The organism is Mesorhizobium sp. Cs1299R1N3, from assembly GCF_037179625.1.
GTDB lineage: Bacteria > Pseudomonadota > Alphaproteobacteria > Rhizobiales > Rhizobiaceae > Mesorhizobium > Mesorhizobium salmacidum.
Genome location: NZ_JAPYKQ010000015.1, coordinates 82509 through 103259, shown reverse-complemented (window position 1 = coordinate 103259; position 20751 = coordinate 82509). Strand labels below are relative to the sequence as shown.

The window sequence follows — 20751 nt, the reverse complement described above, 5'->3', positions numbered from 1 at the left end:
CGGGCTTGGGTTACGCCAGCCTGGCGGGGATCAGCCCGCGCAGCGAATTGCCGACGAACAGCGCCTTGGCGGATTTCAGGTCATCCAAGCTGTAGATCGCTTCAGTGGCGCGGCCTTCATCCAGAAGCACCGCGCGCAATACGCCAGGCAGCAGGCCGCAATCGAGCCGGGGCGTCGCCAGGATGCCGTCGCCGAAATCGGCGAAGACATTGGTGATCGTGCCTTCGCAGATTTCGCCGCGTTCGTTGGCCAGCAACACCTCATCGGCCTGGGTGATGAGATATTCGGAGCGGGCATGGGTGTAGAGCTGCCGCCGGCTGGTTTTGTGACGCAGCAGCATGTTGCTCGAATCGAGCCTCGTCCGTGCCAGCCGCAGCGCCCACACCTTGTCGGCGGCAAGCGGTTCATAGGGCTGCGCCGAGGCGTTGGCCTCGCCATCGCGCGACAGAGCGAGCCGCGTGCGCATGGCGATGGGTGATCGATCGACCGCGCCGCTCAGGGCTTCGCCGACCTTTTGCGGATCATGGCTGAAGCCCAGTTCCGCCGCCGATCCATAAAGACGTGCAAGATGGCGATCGAGGCGCAGGAAACCCGAGGCGGGTTCCCAGCGCATGGTCTCGATCAGCTCGAAATCGGCGGCGTCCCCGTCGCGAAGCGGGCTTTGAGCAGACATTCCTGGTACTCCTCTTCCGCGACCGAATCGAAGACGATGCCGCCGCCGACATTGTAGACGGCCTCGCCGCTGGCAAAGAGCGAGATGGTACGGATCGCCACGGAAAAGCGCATCGTGCCGCCGGGTGCGATCCAGCCGATGGCGCCGCAATAGACGTCGCGGGGCGTGCCTTCCAGATCGTGCAGGATCTCCATGGCGCGGATCTTCGGCGCGCCGGTGATCGAGCCGCAGGGAAACAGCGCCGCGAAGATCTGGCGTATCGAGAGGCCGGGCAGCAGCTTGGCCCTGACGTCGCTCACCATCTGGTGCACGGTCGGGTAGGTCTCGATGCGAAACAGTTCCGGCACCTCCAGCGTGCCGACCTCGCTGATCAGCGATATGTCGTTGCGCAGGAGATCGACGATCATCCGGTTCTCGGCCTGGTTCTTCTCGTCGTTGCGCAGGAAATTCTTCTGCCGCTCGTCCTCGTCCCTTGTCGCGCCGCGCGGTGCGGTACCCTTCATTGGGTGCGTCTCGATCCTCCCCGCCGCATCGATCTCGAAGAACAGTTCGGGCGAGCGCGACAGAACGATGGGATCGCCGAGCGCGAACAGCGCGCCATATTTCACCGGCTGGCGTTCGGTCAGCGCGTCGAAGGCGGCGAGCGGATCGCCGGACCATTGCGCGTGCACCGGAAAGGTGAGGTTGCCCTGGTAGCAATCGCCTTGCCTGATGTGCCGGTGCAGCCGCGAGAACCGCTTCTCGTAGTCCTCGAACGACCACGTCGCCCTTGCATCGAAGATCGGGCCGTTGGTCGGCGTGCTTGGCGGCGGCACCGCCTCTTCATCGGGAGCATCGAAGACCCCGAGGCAGACCAGCGGGGCCCGGCGCCGGCCCGGCAGCAGGGGAACGAGTTTCGGCTCGAGCAGGTAACCGGCCTCGTAGGAGAAATAACCGGCCAGCCATTTGCCGGCGTCGTGCGCGGCCTGCGCCGCTTGCAGTGCGGCCGGGAAATCCTTGGCCTCATGCGCGACGATAACATCGGCCGGCCGCTCGAAAACGAGCTGGCGCGCGCTTTCGTCGTTGCGGAAAATTGCGGCGGGCAGGGACATGGGGACCGGGATCGATGTAGCCGACGATCGCTCTATATGGGGGGCCGGGCGCACGCAATCGAGGGAACGGCACCCTGTCCCTCAAAGCCGACCTTTGCCGCATCGAACCTTGCCATCAAAAAAGAAAGCGGCGGCGCCTTGGCGCCGCCGTGACATCGTCCCTGTATCCATCGCTCAGGTGTTGCTGGCGGTTCCGGCCGTCGGAAACTGCTTGGCGAATTCGGCCTCGTTGCCGGCGGCGAGCAGCTTGGCCTGCTCGATCCAGCGTTCGCGCGCGATGCGGCCGTCGAAGTTCATCACGTCCTCGATCCGCTTGATGTCGGCTGATGTCCAGGCGGCGATCTGGGCGAAGCTGGTAACGCCTTGCGCCTTGAGCAGCTTTTCGTTGACCGGGCCAATGCCGATCAGCCGGCGCAGATTGTCGGGCTTGCCCGACGCCGGCTTGGCTGCTGCTGTTGCGGCCTTCTTTGCGGCGGGCGCTGCCTTGGGCGCGGCCGAGGTCTTCGCCGGAGCCTTGGTCGGCGAAGCCTTGGCCGCCGGTGCCGAAGCGGTTGCGGATTTGGCCGCCGCGGGCTTCGGCGCCGTCTTTGCCGGGGCGGCTTTCGCCGCGGCTGGCTTGGCTGTCGCCGGAGCGGATTTGCCAACGGCAGGCGTCGACATCAGGGCTGCCGGTGGCTGACTTGACGCCTTTGCTCCGCCGGCGCCCGACGAGGCCTGCGCCTCGCGCAGCTGACGCTCGAGATCGGAGCGGGTCTTGCCGCATGCATTGAGTTCGCCGGTCAGGCGATCGCTGTCGGCGCGCAGCTTGTCGCGCTCGCTGCGGGTGCGATCGACGTCGCCGCGCAAACTGTCGAGTTCACCGCGCAGACGCCCCCAGATGAACCAGCCGACCAACACGCCTACCAGGAACGCCAGGACCACGTAGAAAAAAGTGCCCATTGTCTCTCTCCAGTCAGATCCGTCTGCCGTGGGTCAAGACCTTCGGCGCAGGACTACTCGATGATGGTTCCGCGGTTCGCGGAACAGCCGGCTTCGGTTCGAGCTGTCGGCGATCGGCTTTGCCTGCCCATGGCCAACGGCCGTCGTCGCGTTCGCCTGAGCGCACGGCCGGCCGGGACTTTCCCTCGCCGATCCGCATGCGCTCCGGCTGAGCTTAAAGGGAAAGCTACCATAGAGCTTGCGGAAAGCTATGGGAAAACGTTCGCGGAGAGTTCTTCAAGAACAAATATTTAGGGCAAGAATAGCGCGGCCCAAACATGCATTCCGGCTAAACTGTTCTTGCCGGGCGAGAGGTGACTCAATCGTCCAGCGTTTCCAGTTCGTCGATCAGGCCGCCGATCACGGCGAGCCCGATCTGCCAGAAGGCAGGGTCGGTGGCGTCGAGGCCGAAAGGCGCCAGAAGCTGAGAATGATGCTTGGTGCCGCCGGCACGCAGCATCTCGAAATATTTGTCCTGAAAGCCGCGCTCGGCATTCTGGTAGACCGCATAGAGCGAGTTCACCAGACAGTCGCCGAACGCATAGGCATAGACGTAGAAGGGCGAGTGGATGAAATGAGGGATGTAGGTCCAGAACACCTCGTAACCCTCGCGCAACTTGATCGCCGGTCCCAGGCTCTCGGCTTGCACCTCCAGCCAGAACTGGCCGAGCCTGTCGGATGTCAATTCACCGTTGCGACGCTCGGCGTGCACCTTGCGCTCGAATTCATAGAAGGCGATCTGGCGTACCACCGTGTTGATCATGTCCTCGACCTTCTGGGCGAGCATGGCCTTGCGCTCGCGCCGGTCGGTGGTCCGCTCGAGCAGCGAGCGGAAGGTCAGCATCTCACCGAAGACGGACGCCGTCTCCGCCAGAGTCAGCGGCGTCGAGGCCATCAGCGCGCCCTGGCCGGCGGCCAGCACCTGATGCACGCCGTGCCCGAGTTCATGCGCCAGCGTCATCACGTCGCGCGGCTTGCCCATGTAGTTGAGCAGCACATAGGGGTGAGCCGATGGCACGGTCGGGTGGGCAAAGGCGCCGGGAGACTTGCCCGGACGCACCGGCGCGTCGATCCAGTTGCGGTCGAAGAAGGTGCGCGCGATCTCGGCCATCTCGGGCGAGAAGCGGTGATAGGCCGACAGCACGGTGTTCCTGGCCTCGTCCCAGCCGATCACCGCCTGCGGCGTCTCCGGCAAGGGCGCATTGCGGTCCCAGTGGTTCATCACCTCCATGCCGAGCCAGCGCGCCTTCATTGCGTAGTAGCGGTGCGACAGGCGCGGATAGGCTTCGCGCACCGCGGTGGCGAGCGCATCGACCACGCCGCGCTCGACGCGGTTGGCGAGGTGGCGTGAATCGGCGATGTCCTCGAAACCGCGCCAGCGGTCCGAAATTTCCTTGTCCTTGGCAAGCGTGTTGGTGATCAGCGTGAAGGTGCGCAAATTCTTGCGGAAGGTCGTGGCCAATGCCTCCGAGGCGCGCCGGCGAACATCGCCATCGGCGTCCTGCAGCCGGTTGAGGGCTGGCTCCAGCGTCAATTCCTCGCCGTCGACATCGAAGCGAAGATCGGTCATCGTCTCGTCGAACAGGCGGTTCCAGGCGCCGCGCCCGGTGATCGATTTTTCGTGGAAAAGCTGCTCGACGCGGTCCTCGAGCTGATAAGGCTTGTCCATGCGCAGATCGAGCACCCACGGGCGGTAATGCCCGAAGGCGGGGTCGCTGGCCAGCGCGCCTTCGATCGCCGCATCGTCGATCAGGTTCAGCTCGAGCGCGAAGAACAGAAGATGCGCGCTGGCGTCGGTCATCTTCTCCTGGATGTCGCCATAGAGCTTGGCGCGCTGCGGATCGGCGGTGTTGCCGGCATAGACGAGGCCGGCATAGGAGACGATGCGGCCGATCAGTTCCTCGAGTGCCTCGTAGGCGGCAAGCGCCTCGCCCAGCCTGCCGGCGCTGCCGCGCCCGGCCTCGGCGGCTAGCGTGCCTTTCCAGCGGGCCTCGAATGCGATGGCGTCGGCGGCCGCTTTGGCAATGTCGCGCTTCAGTTCCGGCGCCTCCATGCCGGCATAAAGATCGGCGAGGTTCCATTCCGGCAGATCGCCAAGCCCGGCCGCCGCACCCTGACCGGACGCTGGCGCCGCAATCCGCCGATCAAACATCATGCGCATCGACATACCTTCTTTGAATCAAATGGCCTGAGTTGAATCAAGTGACCGGAATTACGGAGCCGGACTCAACGGGGAATGGAGAAGCCGGTCAAATCCTAAGGAATTCGTTCACCGGGTTTTTTGAAACCTTATTTAGAACCCTGTGCCAAGATGATCCATGGGGAATTCGGGCTCGGGCAGACCAAGACAGTCATGACAGGTTCCATACTCATAGTCGATGACGATCCCGTGCAGCGCCGGCTGCTCGAGGGGGCGGTGACGCGGTTCGGCCATACCGCAATCATCGCCGATGGCGGTGCTGCCGGCCTCGAAGTCCTCGACGGGCCTGGCGCCCGCGATGTCTCGGTCGTGATCCTCGACCTTGTCATGCCCGGTCTCGACGGCATCGGCGTGCTGAAGGCGATGCGCGAGCGCGACATCAGCGTGCCGGTCATCGTGCAGACCGCTCAGGGCGGCATCGAAACCGTGGTTTCGGCGATGCGCCACGGCGCTTTCGATTTCGTCGTCAAGCCCGCTTCGCCCGACAGGCTGCAGGCCTCGATCTCCAATGCGCTCAAGGTCGAGGCGGTCGAGGGCGAGGTCAAGCGCACATCGCGCAAACGCGGCGGGCTGCTGACCTTCAGGGACATGATCACCCACAGTCCGGCCATGGACAGGGTGATACGCCTCGGCCAGAAAGCGGCGGCCTCCAACATCCCGATCCTGATCGAGGGCGAATCCGGTGTCGGCAAGGAGCTGGTGGCGCGTGCCATCCAGGGCAGCGGCGACCGCCGCTCGAAACCGTTCGTCACCGTCAATTGCGGCGCCATCCCCGACAATCTGGTGGAATCCATCCTGTTCGGCCACGAGAAAGGCTCGTTCACCGGCGCCACCGACAAGCACACCGGTAAATTCGTCGAGGCGCATTCCGGCACGCTGTTCCTCGACGAGATCGGCGACCTGCCGCTCGACGTCCAGGTCAAGCTGCTGCGCGCGGTCCAGGAGGGCGAGGTCGATCCGGTCGGCGGCCGCTCGACCGTCAAGGTCGACATCCGGCTGATTTCGGCGACGCACCGCAACCTCCTGCAGCAGGTCAAGGACGGCAAGTTCCGCGAGGATCTGTTCTACCGGCTCAACGTCTACCCGATCTTCGTGCCGCCGCTGCGCGACCGCCGCGACGACATTCCCCATCTGGTCACGCATTTCATGGAAAAGGTGGCGCCCGCGGACCCGCGCCATCGGCTGAAAGGCATTTCGGCGGCGGCACTCGCGGTGCTGCAGGCCTATGACTGGCCTGGCAACATCCGGCAGCTCGAAAACGCCGTCTTCCGCGCATCGGTGCTGTGCGAAGGCGATGTGTTGACCGCCGATGATTTCCCGCAGATCCGCGCGCAGGTGGAAGGCACTGTCAATCTTGAGGTCGACGACACGTTCGAAGCAAGCGGCGCTGCGCCGCCGCTGGCGCCGCGCGACGAGGACGTCGTGCCCGACGAAACCGCTCCGGCAACTGTGCAGCCGGCCGGGGCGCAGCCCCGCTTCGGCACGCTGCGGGCGCTCGACGAGCGCGGCAATGTGCGTGCGCTGGCCGATGTCGAACTCGAAATGATCAAGCTCGCCATCGATCACTACAATGGCCAGATGAGTGAGGTCGCCCGCCGGCTCGGCATCGGCCGCTCGACGCTTTACCGCAAGCTCAAGGAATACGGCATCGACCCGGAAACCGGCCGCGTCGACAGGCTTGCATCCTGAACCGCAAGGCCGAGACCAGCTTCCCTCGTCATTATGTGGGCTGACAGAGTGCCTTCCCCGGACTATGGCGGGTCGGAGGCGGCACTCGATGTGGGTATTGTTCACGCATTGAGGCCAGTGGTAACAGATCGTGTTCGGCCAAAGCCGGAATCCTGATCTAAACCAGCGGTTTACCAAGAAACCGCGCGGACAATTTTTGACGGGATATCGCCACGGTGTTACCGCATTTCGGCTTCAATAAGCGATGATTAACCATTAGGATCGATATTCGGATGTGAAAACGACACGTCCGTTTGGGCAAATCCGGGGACAAACGGCAGCCTGCAAGGCCTTTTGATTTGAACAGAATCGAACGACTCACAAACGGGCGGCAGTATCATTTGAGCGTCTGGCCGAGATGGTTGGCGGCGGTGATTGTCGCATTTGGTTTTGTTGCCGCGGCCGCCACGGGCGCCCAAGCCGAAGTTCGTTCGCTAAAGCTCTACCACCTCCACACGCACGAGAAGGCGGAGATCGTCTACAAGCGCAATGGCCGCTACGTTCCCGAGGGCCTGAGGAAGATCAACATCATCCTGCGCGACTGGCGCCGCAACGAGCCGACCAAGATGGACCCGCGTCTGCTGGATCTGGTCTGGGAGGCGTATCGCGAAAGCGGCGCCACCGATTATATCCAGGTCGTCTGCGGCTACCGCTCGCCCTCGACCAATTCAATGCTGCGCAGCCGCAGCCGCGGTGTCGCCGAGAAGAGCCAGCATATGCTTGGCAAGGCGATGGATTTCTATATTCCCGGCGTGCCGCTGAAGAAGCTGCGCAACATCGGCCTCAAGATGCAGGGCGGTGGCGTCGGCTATTACCCGACCTCCGGTTCGCCGTTCGTCCACATGGACGTCGGCAATGTGCGCCACTGGCCCGGCATCAGCCGCCAGGAACTGGTCAGCCTGTTCCCCAACGGCAAGACGCTGCATGTGCCGAGCGACGGCCGGCCGCTGCCCGGCTATGAACAGGCGCTGGCCTCCTATCAATCGCGCAAGGGTTCCGGCACACCGAATATCGAGATGGCCAGCGCCGGCGGCAGCGGCAAGAAATCCGGCGGGTTCCTCTCTGCCTTGTTCGGCGGCGGTGGCGACGACGAGGCCGACGACAGCGCCGACGTGGAGACCGCTTCGGCCGCACCTGCGCCCAAGGCTAGAAATCTGAAGCCGGCCGCCGCCGCCAAGAGCAGCAACGTGCCTGGCATCTCCATCGTGGCCCCCGAGAATGCCCAACGGGCCGAGATTCCGCAGGTTGCCGACGAGCAGGCTCCGGAACCGGAGAAGAACACGCCGGAGACGATTATCGCGGCGCTGCCGGCCAAGGAAATCCCGCTGCCCGATTTCGCGCCGCGGCCGAAGGCCGATGTCGGCGCACAGCCGCCTGAGAATGTTCCCTTCGCCACGGCGGATGCGACGGCCACCACCGAACAGGCAGTGGCGACGGCCCAGGCACCGGCGAACATGCCTTTCGGCAAGTCCGATCCGGCAGCCATCGCGGAAGCCGCGGCCGCCGATCCGGCGCAGGTCGCCCTCAACAACATCCCACTGCCGACATGGCGCCCCGAGCGCTCGCTGCCGGCGGACCTCGCACCGCCGCCCAGCAAGGATGTGCTGATGGCGCTGGCCGAAACGGCTGAACAGGGCAAGACCGCGACGGATGCGTTCTCCGTGCTGCCGACAGCGCGTCCCGAGCCGACCAAGCCGGACGCCGTCAAGGCCGTGCTCGACGAGGCCAATGCCCAGGTCGGCACCGCCGACGAATATCAGGTGGCCTCGTTGGCCGAAGAACCGCGTTCGGCCTTCAACGATCCGTCTGGTGTCGATGCGGCCTCGCCGCGCCAGGCTGTTGCCGCCCGTCCTGCCGGTTCCGATCCGGTCGCCGCGATCGGCGCTGGTGTGAAGACGACCCGCAAGGAAGCCAGGGCCACCGTCCGCGACCAGAAACCCGGCCCCAGGGCCGTGGTGGTTGCCGCTGCTCCGCAGGCCGCCCGCTGGGCGCTGACCAGCGGCGAAAACGTCGCCACCGTTTCGAGCGCGACGACCGCACCGGGTTACGCCTACAACATCGTGCATACGCCGCCGAGCGAGGTCTATACGACTGGCTTCCAGGCGGGCAACCAGATGGCCGACGCCAACCGTTTCACCGGCAATGCCGTCAAGTTCCTGTCGGTCGCCCGTTTCCAGACGAAGTAGCGAACAGCCCCGAATATTGCTGAAGCCGCGCCGGGCGACCCGCGCGGCTTTTTGCTGTCCAGAGGTGCGATGCAGGTGGTGCCTGACGCCGCAGGATCGGGCGCGGCTTGTCGTCAAGACCGACAATCATATGCACATGATGAAGAAGCGCTGCCGCACCACGGTGGTGACGCGCTGCCGGCACCACCCCAAGCAGACGGTCAAGGGTCTGCAACGGATCGCACCCCCCAGCCGGTCAAAGAGGCCCGGTCGACGCTAGTCGGCCGGAGTTTTCGTGCCGTCCGGAAAGGTTATTTCGCTAGTTTGCTGGCGGCGCGTGCGAGCGCTTCGATCTCGTCCCACTTGCCGGCCTTGACCATGTCGTCGGGCGCCACCCACGAGCCGCCGACGCAGATGACATTGGACAGGCTGAGATAGTCGGCTGCGTTCTTGCCGGTGATGCCGCCGGTCGGGCAGAATTTGACGTCGGCCAGCGGCGAGGCGAAGGCCTTGAGCGAAGCGATGCCGCCGGACTGCTCGGCGGGGAAGAATTTCAGGAAGCGCAGGCCGGCTTCGCGCGCGGCCATGATCTCGCCGGGCGTGATGGCGCCGGGCAGCAACGGAACCTCGCTGCCGGCGGCGGCGGCCAGAAGCTCGCGGGTTATGCCGGGGCTGACGATGAAGCGCGAACCGGCACCGGCTGCCTCGTCGAACTGCTTGCCGTCCAGAATGGTGCCGGCGCCGACGATGGCCCCCTCGACCTCGCCGGCCACGCGACGGATCGCTTCGAGCGCATCCGCGGTCCTGAGCGTGATCTCGATCGCCGGCAAACCGCCGCGCGCCAGAGCACGGGCCAGCGGCACCGCATCGGCTACATTGGCGATCTTCAACACCGGAATGACAGGCTGGCCATTCAGGAGCGACAGGAGTTTCTCGGTCTTGCTGGGCATCTGTCTCTCCTTGTCGAGGGCCGGATCGAGGGGAATTTCAACCGATTAGCAGACGGGTATTGCCGTGTCCACGAAACCGGTCGCGGCGCGATGTCACGTATTGCCGCCGAGCTTAAAGGTTCTTTCCCGACAAGGCCATGACGAGCAGCCCGACCCGTTTCGCCTTGAATCGGCGTCTACGAGCGTCTAGTTGCTCTGGCGATGACAACTCTGCCCGCGCCATCCCAGCCAGTCCGCGTCGCCGCGCTCTACCGCTTTGCCCGGCTTGACGCTTTCGAGGCGTTGCGCGCGCCGCTTGCGGCCTTCTGCTGCGGGCGCGGGATCAAGGGCACGCTGCTCCTGGCACATGAGGGCATCAACGGCACCGTCGCGGGCAGCGAGGAAGCGATCGCCGCGCTGATCGAGTACATCGAAGCGATCCACGGCCTGTCGGGTCTCGAGGTCAAATACAGCAGTGCCGCGGCCATGCCGTTCCACCGCATGAAGGTGCGGCTGAAACGCGAGATCGTCACCATGGGTGTCGAGACCATCGACCCGGCGAAAAGCGCGGGCACCTATGTGGAGCCGGGCGACTGGAATGCGCTGATCTCGCAACCCGACACAATCGTCATCGATACGCGCAATGCCTATGAGGTCTCGATCGGCACCTTCAAGGGCGCCGTCGATCCGGCGACGGCGAGCTTTCGCGAATTCCCGGCCTGGGTGGAAGCGCACCGGGCGGCTCTCGAAGGGCGCAAGGTGGCGATGTTCTGCACCGGCGGTATACGCTGCGAAAAGGCGACCGCTTATGTGAAGTCGCTCGGCTTCGAGGACGTGTTCCACCTCAGGGGCGGTATTCTCAAATATCTCGAGGATGTTCCAGCGGAGCAGAGCCTGTGGCAGGGCGAGTGCTTCGTCTTCGACGAACGGGTTTCGGTGTCGCACGGCCTCGCGGAGGGCGACGCGGAACTCTGCCGCGCATGCCGCCATCCGCTGACGGAGAGCGAGCTGGTGTCGCCGAAATATGCCGCCGGGGTTTCGTGCCCGCACTGCTTCGATGCCCGCTCGGATGAGGACCGCAAGCGCTACGCAGAGCGCCAGCGCCAGGTCGAGCTTGCGCAAGCCCGGGGCAGGGGACCGCATATCGGATCCTGATCGAGGCGCCGGGGCCGGGCAAACCGGGTCGCCTGTCATTGCAATATCAAGCTTCGGGACCTACGTCTTCGGCGTCGAAACCTGCCCGTTCGGCCGGGCAAATCCTGGAGGCATTGATGTTCGATCCCAAGAAGCTTCTCGACGATCTGCTCGGCTCGCAAGTTCCCGGCACCAGCGGCACGGTCCGCGACAAGGCGGGACAAGCGGTACAGATGGCCAAGGACAATCCGCTGGCCGCCGGTGCGCTGGCTGCCGTGTTGCTTGGGACCGGCGCCGGCCGGCAGGTGACGGGTGCCGCGGTGAAGCTCGGCGGCTTGGCCGCCATCGGTGGTCTCGCCTACAAGGCCTATCAGAACTACAAGGCCGGCAACGCACCGGAACAGGCGCCCGCCGCCGGCGAGCCGGAATTGTTGCCGCCACCCAAGGATACCGCCTTCCACCCGTCGCAGGCGCCGCAAGGCGAGGATGAGTTCACGCTGACCCTGGTCCGGGCGATGATCTCGGCGGCCAAGGCCGACGGCCATGTCGACGACGAGGAACGCCAGAAGATCGCCGGCAAGCTCAACCTCGCCGGGATCGGCACCGATGCGGAAAAATTCCTGATGGCGGAGCTGGAGAGCCCGCTCGACCTCGACACGCTGGTGGCCGGCGCCAGGACCGACGCGCAGAAGCTCGAGCTCTATACGGCGTCGCGCCTCACCATCGACCCCAACACGCGCGCCGAGCGCGGTTATCTCGACCTGCTTGCCGGGCGGCTTGGCCTGCCGGATGCGCTGATCGATCATGTCGAGGCGACGGTTTCGGCGGCGAAAGTGCCCGCCGCCAAGGGTACGTCACCCAATCCGCGCTGGTAGCCCGGATTGGCACGGAGGGCCCTGGAGGCGTTTACCTTTCGTTAACTCAGGAAGCGCATCATTCTACACAGTCGGATCGGCTTTTCCTCCTCCCAAGCCCGGTTCAGATCAGGGCGGTCGCCAATGACCGCCCTTTTTGTCGGCGCTCGCCGGCTTCCCTCCAAAGAAACGGGTTTCACTTTTCGAGGGCATGTCCCGGTGGCCGCGCTTGCCATCGCCGCCATCATTTGCGATGCCTTCTCCACCCGAACCAAACTTGTAGATCAGGCGAGCACGCACAGCGCTGCCGGAGGACAACTGCCATGACCGAACAAAAAACCGCCATCGTCACCGGCGCCGGCACCGGGATCGGCAAGAGCGTCGCCACGGCCTTGCTCAAGGCGGGCTGGAACACGGTGTTCTGTGGGCGCCGCAAGCCGGTGCTGGATGCCGCGATCGCCGAGATCGGCCCGACCGACGCCAGGGCTTTGGCGGCTTCCTGCGACATCAGCAAGGCCGGCGAGGTCGACGATCTGTTCGAGACGGTGGCGGAGGCTTTCGGCCGCGTCGACCTGCTCTTCAACAATGCCGGCATGGGCTACAAGTCGACGCCCATCGACGAGATCCCGGTCGAGGTGTGGAACGATATCGTCGGCGTCAATCTCACGGGATCTTTCCTGTGCGCGCGCGCCGCATTCGGCGCCATGCGCAAGCAGAAGCCGATGGGCGGCCGCATCATCAACAATGGCTCGGTGTCGGCTTATGCGCCCCGTCCGGGATCCGTGCCTTATACAGCGACCAAGCACGCCATTACGGGGTTGACCAAGACGCTGGCGCTGGATGGCCGCCCCTTTGACATCGCCTGCGGCCAGATCGACATCGGCAATGCGCTGACGGACATGGCGCAGCCGATGACCGTCGGCGTGCCGCAGGCCAATGGCTCGATCGCCGCCGAAGCGGTGATGGATGTCCAGCGCGTCGCCGATGCGGTCGTGCACATGGCCAGCCTGCCGCTCGACACCAACGTGCTGTTCATGACGGTGATGGCGACCAAGATGCCATTCGTCGGGCGTGGGTGAGCAGCCGGTGCCGGCAGGGCTTTCGCGCCGGCTCATTTGCCAGCCAGCGGCACGCCGGGCTTGAAATGCAAAATGGGCCTGATCTCGTAAACCGCGGTAGGATTGACGCGGCGAAGGTCGCGGGCGATCGCGATGGCGTCCTCTCTCGTGGCGCAGTCGACGACGTAGAGGCCGAGCAACTGCTCCTTGGTTTCGGCGAAGGGGCCGTCGACAATCATGCCGTCGCCTGGACCGCGCAGGGTGCAGGCATCCTGTGTTGCCCCCAGACGCGCGGACGGTCCAAGCGTGCCTTCCTCGTGAAGCCGGGCGTTTATCTTCAGCAACTCGGCCATCAGCGCCGTATCTTCCTGCGGCGTCATCGCCTTGATCGCGTCTTCCACGTGATAGGCGAGGATTGCATAGAACATCCGAGATTCCCTCATTTGGTCCTGACAAAGGGAAGTCGTAGCCGTTTTCGGCATGCCCGCCCAGCCTTGGCCAAGCGCCTCCGGACGCCTCATGACACCGTCGTGGAAGGGCGGCACCCTATCTGGGCTCGGGCGGCGGACGCTGAAGCTCACTTCGCCAGGAACGCTCCGATCCGCTCCAGCGCGCGCAGGATGTTCTCTTCGGAATTGGCGTAGGAGAGCCTGATATAGCCTTCGCCGAGAATGCCGAAATCGGGGCCGCCGATCAGCGCCACACCGGCCTCGTCGAGCAGCGCCGAGGCGAGCTTCTTGGCCTTCCAACCGGTCTTCGAGACATTTGGGAAGGCATAGAACGCGCCCTTGGGCGTGATGCAGGAGACGTTTGGCAGGGCGTTCAGGCCTTCGACCACGATCTTCCGGCGGTTGTCGAAAGCGCGCATCATTCTGTCGACGTCCTCCTGCGGGCCGTCGATCGCGGCAATGCCGGCGAACTGGCTCGGCGCGTTGACGCAGGACCAGCAATTGACCGCCAGCTTGCGCACCTTGTCATAGAGATGGCCGCCCTTGTCGCCGTTCGGCCAGATCGACCAGCCCATGCGCCAGCCGGTCATCGCCCAGGTCTTCGACCAGCCGTTGAGCACGATCAGCCGGTCGCGGATCTCGGGAAAGCCGAGCAGCGAGCAAGGCGTCTCGCCGTCATAGGTCATGACATCGTAGATCTCGTCGGAGAGGATGGCGACATCTGGGTGGTTCTCCAGCCCCTTGACCAGTTTTTCAATCTCGGCCCGGGGCGTGACGCCACCGGTCGGGTTGGCCGGCGAGTTGAGGATCAGGAGCCTGGTCTTCGAGGTGATCAGCGCCAGCGTCTCTTGCGCCGAGAAGGCGAAGCCGTTCTCCTCGCGCATCGGCACGGGAATGGGGGTCGCACCGGTGAATTCGATCATCGAGCGGTAGATGGGAAAGCCGGGGTCGGGATAGAGGATCTCTGCGCCCGGTTCGCCAAACATCAGGATGGCGGCGAACATGGTCGGCTTGCCGCCGGGCATGATCATCACCGCCTCGGGCGAGACCTCGATGCCGGTGGTGGTCAGCGTGCGGCGCACCACCGCCTCGCGCGTCGCCAAAAGGCCGTTGGCCGGCGTATAGCCATGGTGGCCGTCACGCAACGCCTTGATCGCCGCCTCGACGATGTGCTGCGGCGTCTTGAAGTCTGGCTGGCCGATGCCGAGGTTGACGATGTCGCGGCCCTGCTGGGCAAGTGCCGTTGCTCGCGCCAGCACCGCGAACGCATTTTCCTCGCCGAGACGGTCGAAGGCCGAAATCGTGTGGAGCATTTTTCCCGTCCCTGTGGTTCTTACTGTGCGGCAGCGTTTTTGTGAGCGTCCGCTCGCAAAAGTCAACGGATTGGAGCTTTCGGTGTCGGAAAATCTCAAAGACTGGCAACCGCGTCCGCGCCCGGAGCACAAGGTGCTGGAGGGCCGCTATGTCAGGCTCGAGCCGCTGAGTGCCGCGAAGCACGGCGACGGTCTCTATGAAGCCTCGGCCGTCGCCGATGTCGACGGCCGCTTCGCCTGGCTACCCGATTATCCGCCGGAAACCCGCGCCGCCTTCCAGCCCTGGCTGGACAAGGTGGAGGCCAGCGAGGATCCACTGTTCTTCGCGGTCATCGACAAGGCGAGCGGCAAGATCGCGGGACGCCAGACGCTGATGCGCATCGATCCGGCCTATGGCGTCATCGAGATCGGCAACATCTATTGGGGACCGCTCATCTCGCGCAAGCCGGCGGCGACCGAAGCGCAGTTCCTGTTCATGAAATACATCTTCGACGAACTCGGCTATCGCCGCTACGAATGGAAGTGCAACAACCGCAACGAGCCATCGAAGCGCGCGGCGGAACGGTTTGGCTTCAAATTCGAGGGCATTTTCCGCCAGCATCTCATCGTCAAGGGTGAAAACCGCGACACCGCGTGGTATTCGATCATCGACAAGGAATGGCCGGCTCTGCGCAAGGCTTATGAAGCCTGGCTCGATCCAGCCAATTTCGACGCCGATGGCCAGCAGAAGCGCCGCCTGGAGGATTTTCGCGCGGAATTCGGCGCCTAACGGGAGTTTGCCATTTGGCCCATACCCACCACCACGGCGGGCACGATCACGGCGCTGGCCATGTGCATGGCTCGAGCGACAAGAAGCGCGTGCTGATCGCGGCTTGCCTTACCGCCGGCTTCATGGTCGCCGAGGCGCTCGGCGGCCTGTTTACGGGGTCGCTGGCGCTGCTGGCCGATGCCGGCCACATGCTCGCCGACGCCATTGCGCTCGGCTTGGCTTGGTATGCCTTCCACCTGGCAGGCCGGCCGGCGACCGGCCAGCTCACCTACGGCTTCGGCCGGGTCAAGACGCTGGTAGCCTACACCAACGGCATCGCCATCTTCGTCATCGCGCTGTGGATCGTCTACGAGGCATGGAATCGCCTGCTGACACCTGCACCGGTGCTGGGCGGTCCGATGCTGGTGGTGGCGATCCTCGGCCTGCTGGTCAATATAGGCTCCTTCCTGGTGCTGCATGGCGGCGATCGAGACAACCTCAACATGCGCGGCGCCATCCTGCATGTGCTTGGCGATCTGCTCGGCTCTGCCGCCGCGATCGTGGCGGCACTGGTCATCCTGGCGACCGGCTGGACGCCGATCGACCCGATCCTGTCCGTGCTGGTCTCGCTGCTGATCCTGTCCACCGCCTGGTCGCTGATGCGCGCCGCCGCCCACGTCCTGCTCGAAGGCGTGCCGCCAAGCCTCGACCGCGACCTGATCGCCGGGGATATCCAGACAACCGTCCAGGGCGTGCGCGAAGTGCACCATATGCATATCTGGTCGATCGACGGCACGAGCAGCATGGCGACCCTGCACGCTTGCCTTGACGAGGGGATCGACGCGCATCAGGCGGTCAGCGCCATCAAGAAGCGGCTTGCCAGCGAGCACGGCATCAGCCATGCCACCGTCGAACCGGAATTCGGCCACTGCGCCGATGATGGCGACGGCCACGACCATAAGCACGGGCACGATGCGGCTCCGCATCACGGCCACTATCACTAGGCCCGATCGATGACCATTGATCGGACCTGCCTCAGGAGTTCTCCAGCTTTGAAACTCAAACCGATGAACGATCGCCGCTCCGGTCCGGCCTGATGGACCGCGACACGCGCAATGCGGCCATCGCGGCGGTCTGGATCATGCTTCTGTTCGGCATTGCCGCTTTCTACCTGCCGACCGTGATGTTGGCACTCGGCAACTATTCGACCGTGCTGGCGGGTATCTTCGGCACCGCCTTCGTGCTGGCGTTCTTCTTGGTGTTCTGGCTGCGCGCGCGCAGCCAGCGCAAAAATCGGGACAAGTAAGGGATATCGGACATGCGCATTCTGATCACTGGCGCGGCGGGCATGGTCGGCCGCAAACTCATCGCCCGGCTGGCCAAGGACGGCACGCTGCGCGGCAAGAAGATCACCGCGCTCGATCTGCACGACATCGTGCCGCCGCAGGCGCCAGCCATGGACGGCGTCAGCGTCGCAGCGCACACGGGTGACCTTGCCGAAGCAGGCGCCGCGGAAAGCCTGGTTGCGTCGCGGCCCGATGTCGTCTTCCACCTCGCCGGCATCGTGTCGGGTGAGGCGGAAGCGAATTTCGAACTCGGCTACCACGTCAACCTCGACGGCACGCGCGCGCTGTTCGACGCCATCCGCCTGGCGGGGTTCGCGCCGCGCGTCGTCTTCACCTCGTCGATCGCGGTGTTCGGCGCGCCGTTCCCGGATGTCATTCCGGACGAATTCCACCCGACGCCGCTGACCTCCTACGGCACGCAGAAGCAGATGAGCGAAGCGCTGCTCGCCGATTATTCAAGGCGCGGCTTCTTCGATGGCATCGGCATCCGGCTGCCGACGATCTGCGTGCGGCCGGGCAAGCCGAACAAGGCGGCCTCCGGCTTCTTCTCCGGCATTATCCGCGAACCGCTGAGCGGGCAGGAGGCGATCCTGCCGGTGCCGCGCTCGGTGCTGCACACCCATGCCAGCCCGCGTTCGGCGGTGAATTTCCTGATCCATGCGGCTGGCATCGACGGTGCCGCCGTCGGGCCGCGCCGCAACCTGACGATGCCGGGCGTCTCCGTCACCGTCGGCGAGCAGATCGAGGCGCTGGAACGCATCGCCGGATCGAAGGCGGCAAGCCTGATCCGCGAGGTGCCCGACGAGACAATCTGGGCGATCGTCAAGGGCTGGCCGACCCGGTTCGAGGCGCGGCGGTCAAGGGAGCTTGGCTTCAGCGCCGAGAAAAGTTTTGACGAGATCATCCGCGTTCATATCGAGGATGAGCTGGGCGGCAAGATCGCCGGTTAGGCGTCGCGGCGCCTATCCCGTTCCAATGGGTTGGATGGGTCTAGACGCCGCCCGTCAGGCTCGCTGACAGCAACAGCAGTCCAAACAGGAATACGAAGGCCGCGCCGCCGATCTCGACGATCGAATGGATGCGGTTGCCCATGCGGCCGTCGCCGGCGAAATACACCGCCCAGTTCTTGGCGGTCACGGCCAGCGTCGCCAGCGCCGAAACGGTGATGGCGGTTCCAATCGACATCGCCAGCACCGACAGCAGGCCGCCGAGCCAGAGCCCGTTGAGAAGCGCGAAGCTCAGCACGATCAGCGCGCCGGAGCAGGGGCGGATGCCGACCGCCGCCACCGCCGACCATGCCGTGCGCCAATCGAAGCGGTCACCCGACAGCAGCGCCGGGTCGGGTGCATGCGAGTGGCCGCAGGTTTCGCAGACCTCCCCGCTGGCGTGGTCGTGATGCGCATGATCGTGCGCGCCATGGTCGTGCCCGCCATGGTCGTGATGGTGCTCGTGCGCGCCGTGGTCGTGATGATCGTGCGAATGGCCATGCGCATGGTCGTGATCGTCGTGCGCGTGAAGTGCATGGGAATGAGCGTGCGCAGCATGGTCGTGGGCGCCATGCGAATGGCCGCCGGCATGAGAATGGCCCGCGTGGGAATGACCTGCGTGAGCCGCGGACAGGCTGTAGGCCGGCCCCTTGCCAAACAGGCGCAGGACGGCTGGACCGAGCTTGCGCCACAAAAGCCAGGCGCCAAAGAGGGTGACCAGGGCAAAGCTCATGATCTCCATGAACCAGGCCGCATCGGTCATCGAGATGGTGGTGCCGCGTAGGACGAAATAGGCAAGCAGCATCACCAGGATCGCCGTCAGGCCCTGCAGCAGCGCCGAGACGAAGGACAACAGGATGCCGCGCTTCAGCGCCACTTCGTTTGCCACCATGTAGGAGGAGATCACCGCCTTGCCGTGGCCGGGGCCGGCGGCGTGGAAAATGCCATAGGCGAAGGACAGGCCGATGAGCACCCAGAGCTTGCTGTTGTCCTGGCGCATCGCCTTCATGGCTGTCGCCAGCGCGCGATAGAATTCCTGCTGCCTGAGATTGATCCACATCAGGATATGGGCGAACGGACCGGTGGTCGGCGCCATGCCGTCATTGACGCCTATGCCGAGCGAACTCTGGGCGTGCGCGGCATTGGCGAAATGCATCATGGCAAAGGTGAGGGCCAACAGGCCGAATGCCAAACGCAGGGACGGTTTCGAACAGTTCCCGATCAGGTTCACCGGATCTATCCTTCTGGCTGACAGGTCAGTTCGAGCTTGGTGGCAAAGATCTTGCTCATATCGGTGCCCGTCGGATCGTTGAAGAAAGCATCCGTCAGGGTCTTCTGGTTTTCCTTGATCGCTTCGTCCGGGTCCGGCCGGATGACCTTGCTCGTGCAATTCGACGGCAGGCCTTCAACCGTGATGTTGGAATCCTCGGTGAAGTCGATCGCCGTGTAGAAGGTCGGATCATAGACACCGATGTTGATCGTGCCGGTCAGCTTGATCGGCACCTTGGGTTCGGACTCGAACAGGATGATCAACTGGTCGTTGTCGAAATTGGCCATCAGATGCGGCGGCGGCACCATCGTCACGTCCTTGCCGTTCTGGGTGACGAGCTGGAAATAATTGAACTCGGCCAGCGAGGCATGGACGGTATCGGCGACCTCCTTCAGCTCCTTGTCGTCAAGCTTCAGGTCGGAGTTCTTGTCGAACTCCATCATCACCGTACTCGAAAACAGGTCGTCGAAGCGCCACAGATGACGCAACGCTTTCACACTTTGGTGATCCGGGGAGAGGATCACGTCGAGGCGTGCCTCGGCGAAGACGTGCGGATGCACCTCGGCGGGTCCTGTCGCGGCAAAGGTCGCCGCCAAGGCCGAAGCCAGCATGATTGCGTGCCGTTTCAAATGCATTCGCGGTCGCGATTCCCTTGGTTTTCGGAGAGAGTTGTCGAAGGTTACCAGAAAGGGGGCGAAATTGGGACCGCCAGTGCGTGTCGCCCAAAAGTGCGAAGCGGTTTTGGGACGACGACACGCACACAACAAAGGCGTGTCGCCCAAAAGTGCGAAGCGGTTTTGGGACGACGACACGCACACAACAAAAGCATGTCACCCAAAAGTGCGAAGCGGTTTTGGGACAGCGGCGCGCACGCAACGAGAGCTCGAAGCGCATCGCGGCGCGACGCGCCTCGAGGACTGAAGCGGGGTCAGGCGCTCTCGCGCGTCCTGAACCACTGCACCAGGAAGTCGACGAACACGCGCACCTTCGCCGGCAGATAGCGGCGGTGTGGATAGACGGCGAAGATGCCGCCGCCCGACAGGATGCGGTCGTCGAGCACTGCCATCAATTGGCCGCTCTTGAGATCGGGCGCGGCGATGAAATCCGGCAGGATGCAGAAGCCAAGCCCCGACAAGGCCGCGGCGCGCGCCGCCATCGGGCTGTTGACCTCGATCGGGCCCGACACGGCGATGCTCACCGGATCGCCATTGTCGCCCTTGAACGGCCAGTTGTTCAGGCCGCGGCCATTGGTGTCGACGATGCAGGGCATGTGGCCGAGATCCTGGGGCCGTGTCGGCATGCCATGCCTGGCGATCAGTTCGGGAGAGCCGCAAAGCTTGATCGAAAACGGCGCCAGCCGTCTGGCGATCAGCGACGAATTCTCCAGCCGCGAGATGCGCACCGCGAGGTCGAAGCCTTCCTCGACCAGATCGACGAAGCGGTCGTCGAGCTGGATGTCGAGCACGATGTCGGGATATTGCTTGGCGAAGTCGATCAGGGACTGACCGATCGGCGCGTCGGCGAAGGTGCGCGGCGCCGACAGCTTGATCCGGCCGCGCACATCACCGGAGGACTCGCGCACGGCGTCGGCCAGGCTGTCGACCTCGCGCACGATCTCCGAGGCCCGACGGTAGTAGGTGTGGCCGGCCTCGGTCATCGAGAACTGGCGCGTGGTGCGGTTGAGCAGCAGCGCACCGAGTTCGTCCTCCAGCTCGCGCACATATTTCGACAGCAGCGCCTTGGAGCGGCCGATCTTGCGCGCCGCCGCCGAAAAGCCCTCGGCCTCGACGACATCGATGAAGGCGCGCATGCGGGTCAGTGTATCCATT

At 64.4% G+C, this 20751-nt stretch carries 20 protein-coding genes; 10 read left to right on the top strand and 10 right to left on the bottom strand.

Annotation, left to right across the window (positions count from 1 at the left end):
- Positions 1–10: 10 nt before the first annotated feature.
- The 4 genes from O7B34_RS25435 to O7B34_RS25420 form a co-directional block, all read right to left on the bottom strand.
- Complete coding sequence (locus O7B34_RS25435; RefSeq protein ID WP_337148611.1) at positions 11–673, bottom strand: aminotransferase class IV family protein; 663 nt, start codon at positions 671–673, stop codon at positions 11–13.
- The gene (locus O7B34_RS25430; RefSeq protein ID WP_442920999.1) at positions 622–1776 is read right to left on the bottom strand and encodes an aminodeoxychorismate synthase component I; all 1155 of its coding nucleotides are present in this window, start codon (positions 1774–1776) and stop codon (positions 622–624) included. The genes O7B34_RS25435 and O7B34_RS25430 overlap by 52 nt, the downstream gene beginning before the upstream one ends.
- A gap of 162 nt (positions 1777–1938) precedes the next feature.
- Complete coding sequence (locus O7B34_RS25425; protein ID WP_337148609.1) at positions 1939–2703, bottom strand: proton-conducting membrane transporter; 765 nt, start codon at positions 2701–2703, stop codon at positions 1939–1941.
- A 358-nt stretch (positions 2704–3061) separates the two neighbouring features.
- Entirely contained in the window at positions 3062–4903 is a 1842-nt protein-coding gene (locus O7B34_RS25420) for a M3 family oligoendopeptidase (RefSeq protein WP_337148608.1), read from the bottom strand.
- 192 nt (positions 4904–5095) lie between these two features.
- On the opposite strand from O7B34_RS25420, the gene O7B34_RS25415 reads away from it, so the two are divergent.
- Complete coding sequence (locus O7B34_RS25415; protein ID WP_337148607.1) at positions 5096–6631, top strand: sigma-54-dependent transcriptional regulator; 1536 nt, start codon at positions 5096–5098, stop codon at positions 6629–6631.
- Positions 6632–7011: 380 nt separating this feature from the next.
- Positions 7012–8856 carry a DUF882 domain-containing protein gene (locus O7B34_RS25410; RefSeq protein ID WP_442920996.1) on the top strand — a complete coding sequence of 615 codons (1845 nt, stop codon included), beginning with the start codon at positions 7012–7014 and terminating at the stop codon, positions 8854–8856.
- Between the two features lie 290 nt (positions 8857–9146).
- On the opposite strand, the gene O7B34_RS25405 is transcribed toward O7B34_RS25410, so the two are convergent.
- Positions 9147–9785, bottom strand: a complete 639-nt coding sequence (locus O7B34_RS25405) for a 2-dehydro-3-deoxy-phosphogluconate aldolase (protein WP_337148605.1) — start codon at positions 9783–9785, stop codon at positions 9147–9149.
- Between the two features lie 201 nt (positions 9786–9986).
- On the opposite strand from O7B34_RS25405, the gene trhO reads away from it, so the two are divergent.
- The 4 genes from trhO to O7B34_RS25385 all read left to right on the top strand — a co-directional run bounded on the left by trhO (position 9987) and on the right by O7B34_RS25385 (position 12831).
- Positions 9987–10919 carry an oxygen-dependent tRNA uridine(34) hydroxylase TrhO gene (gene trhO / locus O7B34_RS25400; RefSeq protein WP_337148604.1) on the top strand — a complete coding sequence of 311 codons (933 nt, stop codon included), beginning with the start codon at positions 9987–9989 and terminating at the stop codon, positions 10917–10919.
- 116 nt (positions 10920–11035) lie between these two features.
- A complete protein-coding gene (locus tag O7B34_RS25395; protein ID WP_337148603.1) occupies positions 11036–11773 on the top strand; it encodes a tellurite resistance TerB family protein in 738 nt (245 codons plus the stop codon).
- 123 nt (positions 11774–11896) lie between these two features.
- Positions 11897–12079, top strand: coding sequence for a hypothetical protein (locus O7B34_RS25390; protein WP_156938300.1), 183 nt, complete (start codon positions 11897–11899; stop codon positions 12077–12079).
- Positions 12076–12831 (top strand): SDR family oxidoreductase, encoded by a 756-nt coding sequence (locus tag O7B34_RS25385; RefSeq protein ID WP_337148602.1) that lies wholly within the window; start codon positions 12076–12078, stop codon positions 12829–12831. Before O7B34_RS25390 ends, O7B34_RS25385 begins: the two co-directional genes overlap by 4 nt.
- A 32-nt stretch (positions 12832–12863) precedes the next feature.
- Here O7B34_RS25385 and O7B34_RS25380 read toward each other — a convergent pair whose 3' ends face one another.
- Both O7B34_RS25380 and O7B34_RS25375 read right to left on the bottom strand, forming a co-directional pair.
- Positions 12864–13238 (bottom strand): YciI family protein, encoded by a 375-nt coding sequence (locus O7B34_RS25380; RefSeq protein WP_337148601.1) that lies wholly within the window; start codon positions 13236–13238, stop codon positions 12864–12866.
- A gap of 149 nt (positions 13239–13387) precedes the next feature.
- Positions 13388–14572: a pyridoxal phosphate-dependent aminotransferase gene (locus O7B34_RS25375; RefSeq protein WP_337148600.1), complete on the bottom strand. Its 1185-nt coding sequence runs from the start codon at positions 14570–14572 to the stop codon at positions 13388–13390.
- 82 nt (positions 14573–14654) lie between these two features.
- Between O7B34_RS25375 and O7B34_RS25370 the strand changes: the two genes are divergently transcribed.
- The 4 genes from O7B34_RS25370 (at position 14655) to denD (ending at position 17616) form a co-directional block, all read left to right on the top strand.
- The gene (locus O7B34_RS25370) at positions 14655–15341 is read left to right on the top strand and encodes a GNAT family N-acetyltransferase (protein ID WP_337138696.1); all 687 of its coding nucleotides are present in this window, start codon (positions 14655–14657) and stop codon (positions 15339–15341) included.
- 14 nt (positions 15342–15355) lie between these two features.
- Positions 15356–16324: a cation diffusion facilitator family transporter gene (locus tag O7B34_RS25365; protein WP_337148599.1), complete on the top strand. Its 969-nt coding sequence runs from the start codon at positions 15356–15358 to the stop codon at positions 16322–16324.
- 89 nt (positions 16325–16413) lie between these two features.
- Positions 16414–16626, top strand: a complete 213-nt coding sequence (locus tag O7B34_RS25360; protein ID WP_027146230.1) for a hypothetical protein — start codon at positions 16414–16416, stop codon at positions 16624–16626.
- Positions 16627–16638: 12 nt separating this feature from the next.
- Complete coding sequence (gene denD, locus O7B34_RS25355; protein WP_337148598.1) at positions 16639–17616, top strand: D-erythronate dehydrogenase; 978 nt, start codon at positions 16639–16641, stop codon at positions 17614–17616.
- Positions 17617–17656: 40 nt separating this feature from the next.
- On the opposite strand, the gene O7B34_RS25350 is transcribed toward denD, so the two are convergent.
- From O7B34_RS25350 to O7B34_RS25340, 3 genes are all read right to left on the bottom strand, one after another.
- The gene (locus O7B34_RS25350) at positions 17657–18811 is read right to left on the bottom strand and encodes a nickel/cobalt transporter (protein WP_442920998.1); all 1155 of its coding nucleotides are present in this window, start codon (positions 18809–18811) and stop codon (positions 17657–17659) included.
- A 77-nt stretch (positions 18812–18888) separates the two neighbouring features.
- Entirely contained in the window at positions 18889–19557 is a 669-nt protein-coding gene (locus O7B34_RS25345) for a DUF1007 family protein (RefSeq protein ID WP_337148597.1), read from the bottom strand.
- A gap of 293 nt (positions 19558–19850) precedes the next feature.
- Positions 19851–20750, bottom strand: coding sequence for a LysR family transcriptional regulator (locus O7B34_RS25340; RefSeq protein ID WP_027144786.1), 900 nt, complete (start codon positions 20748–20750; stop codon positions 19851–19853).
- Position 20751 lies beyond the last annotated feature (1 nt).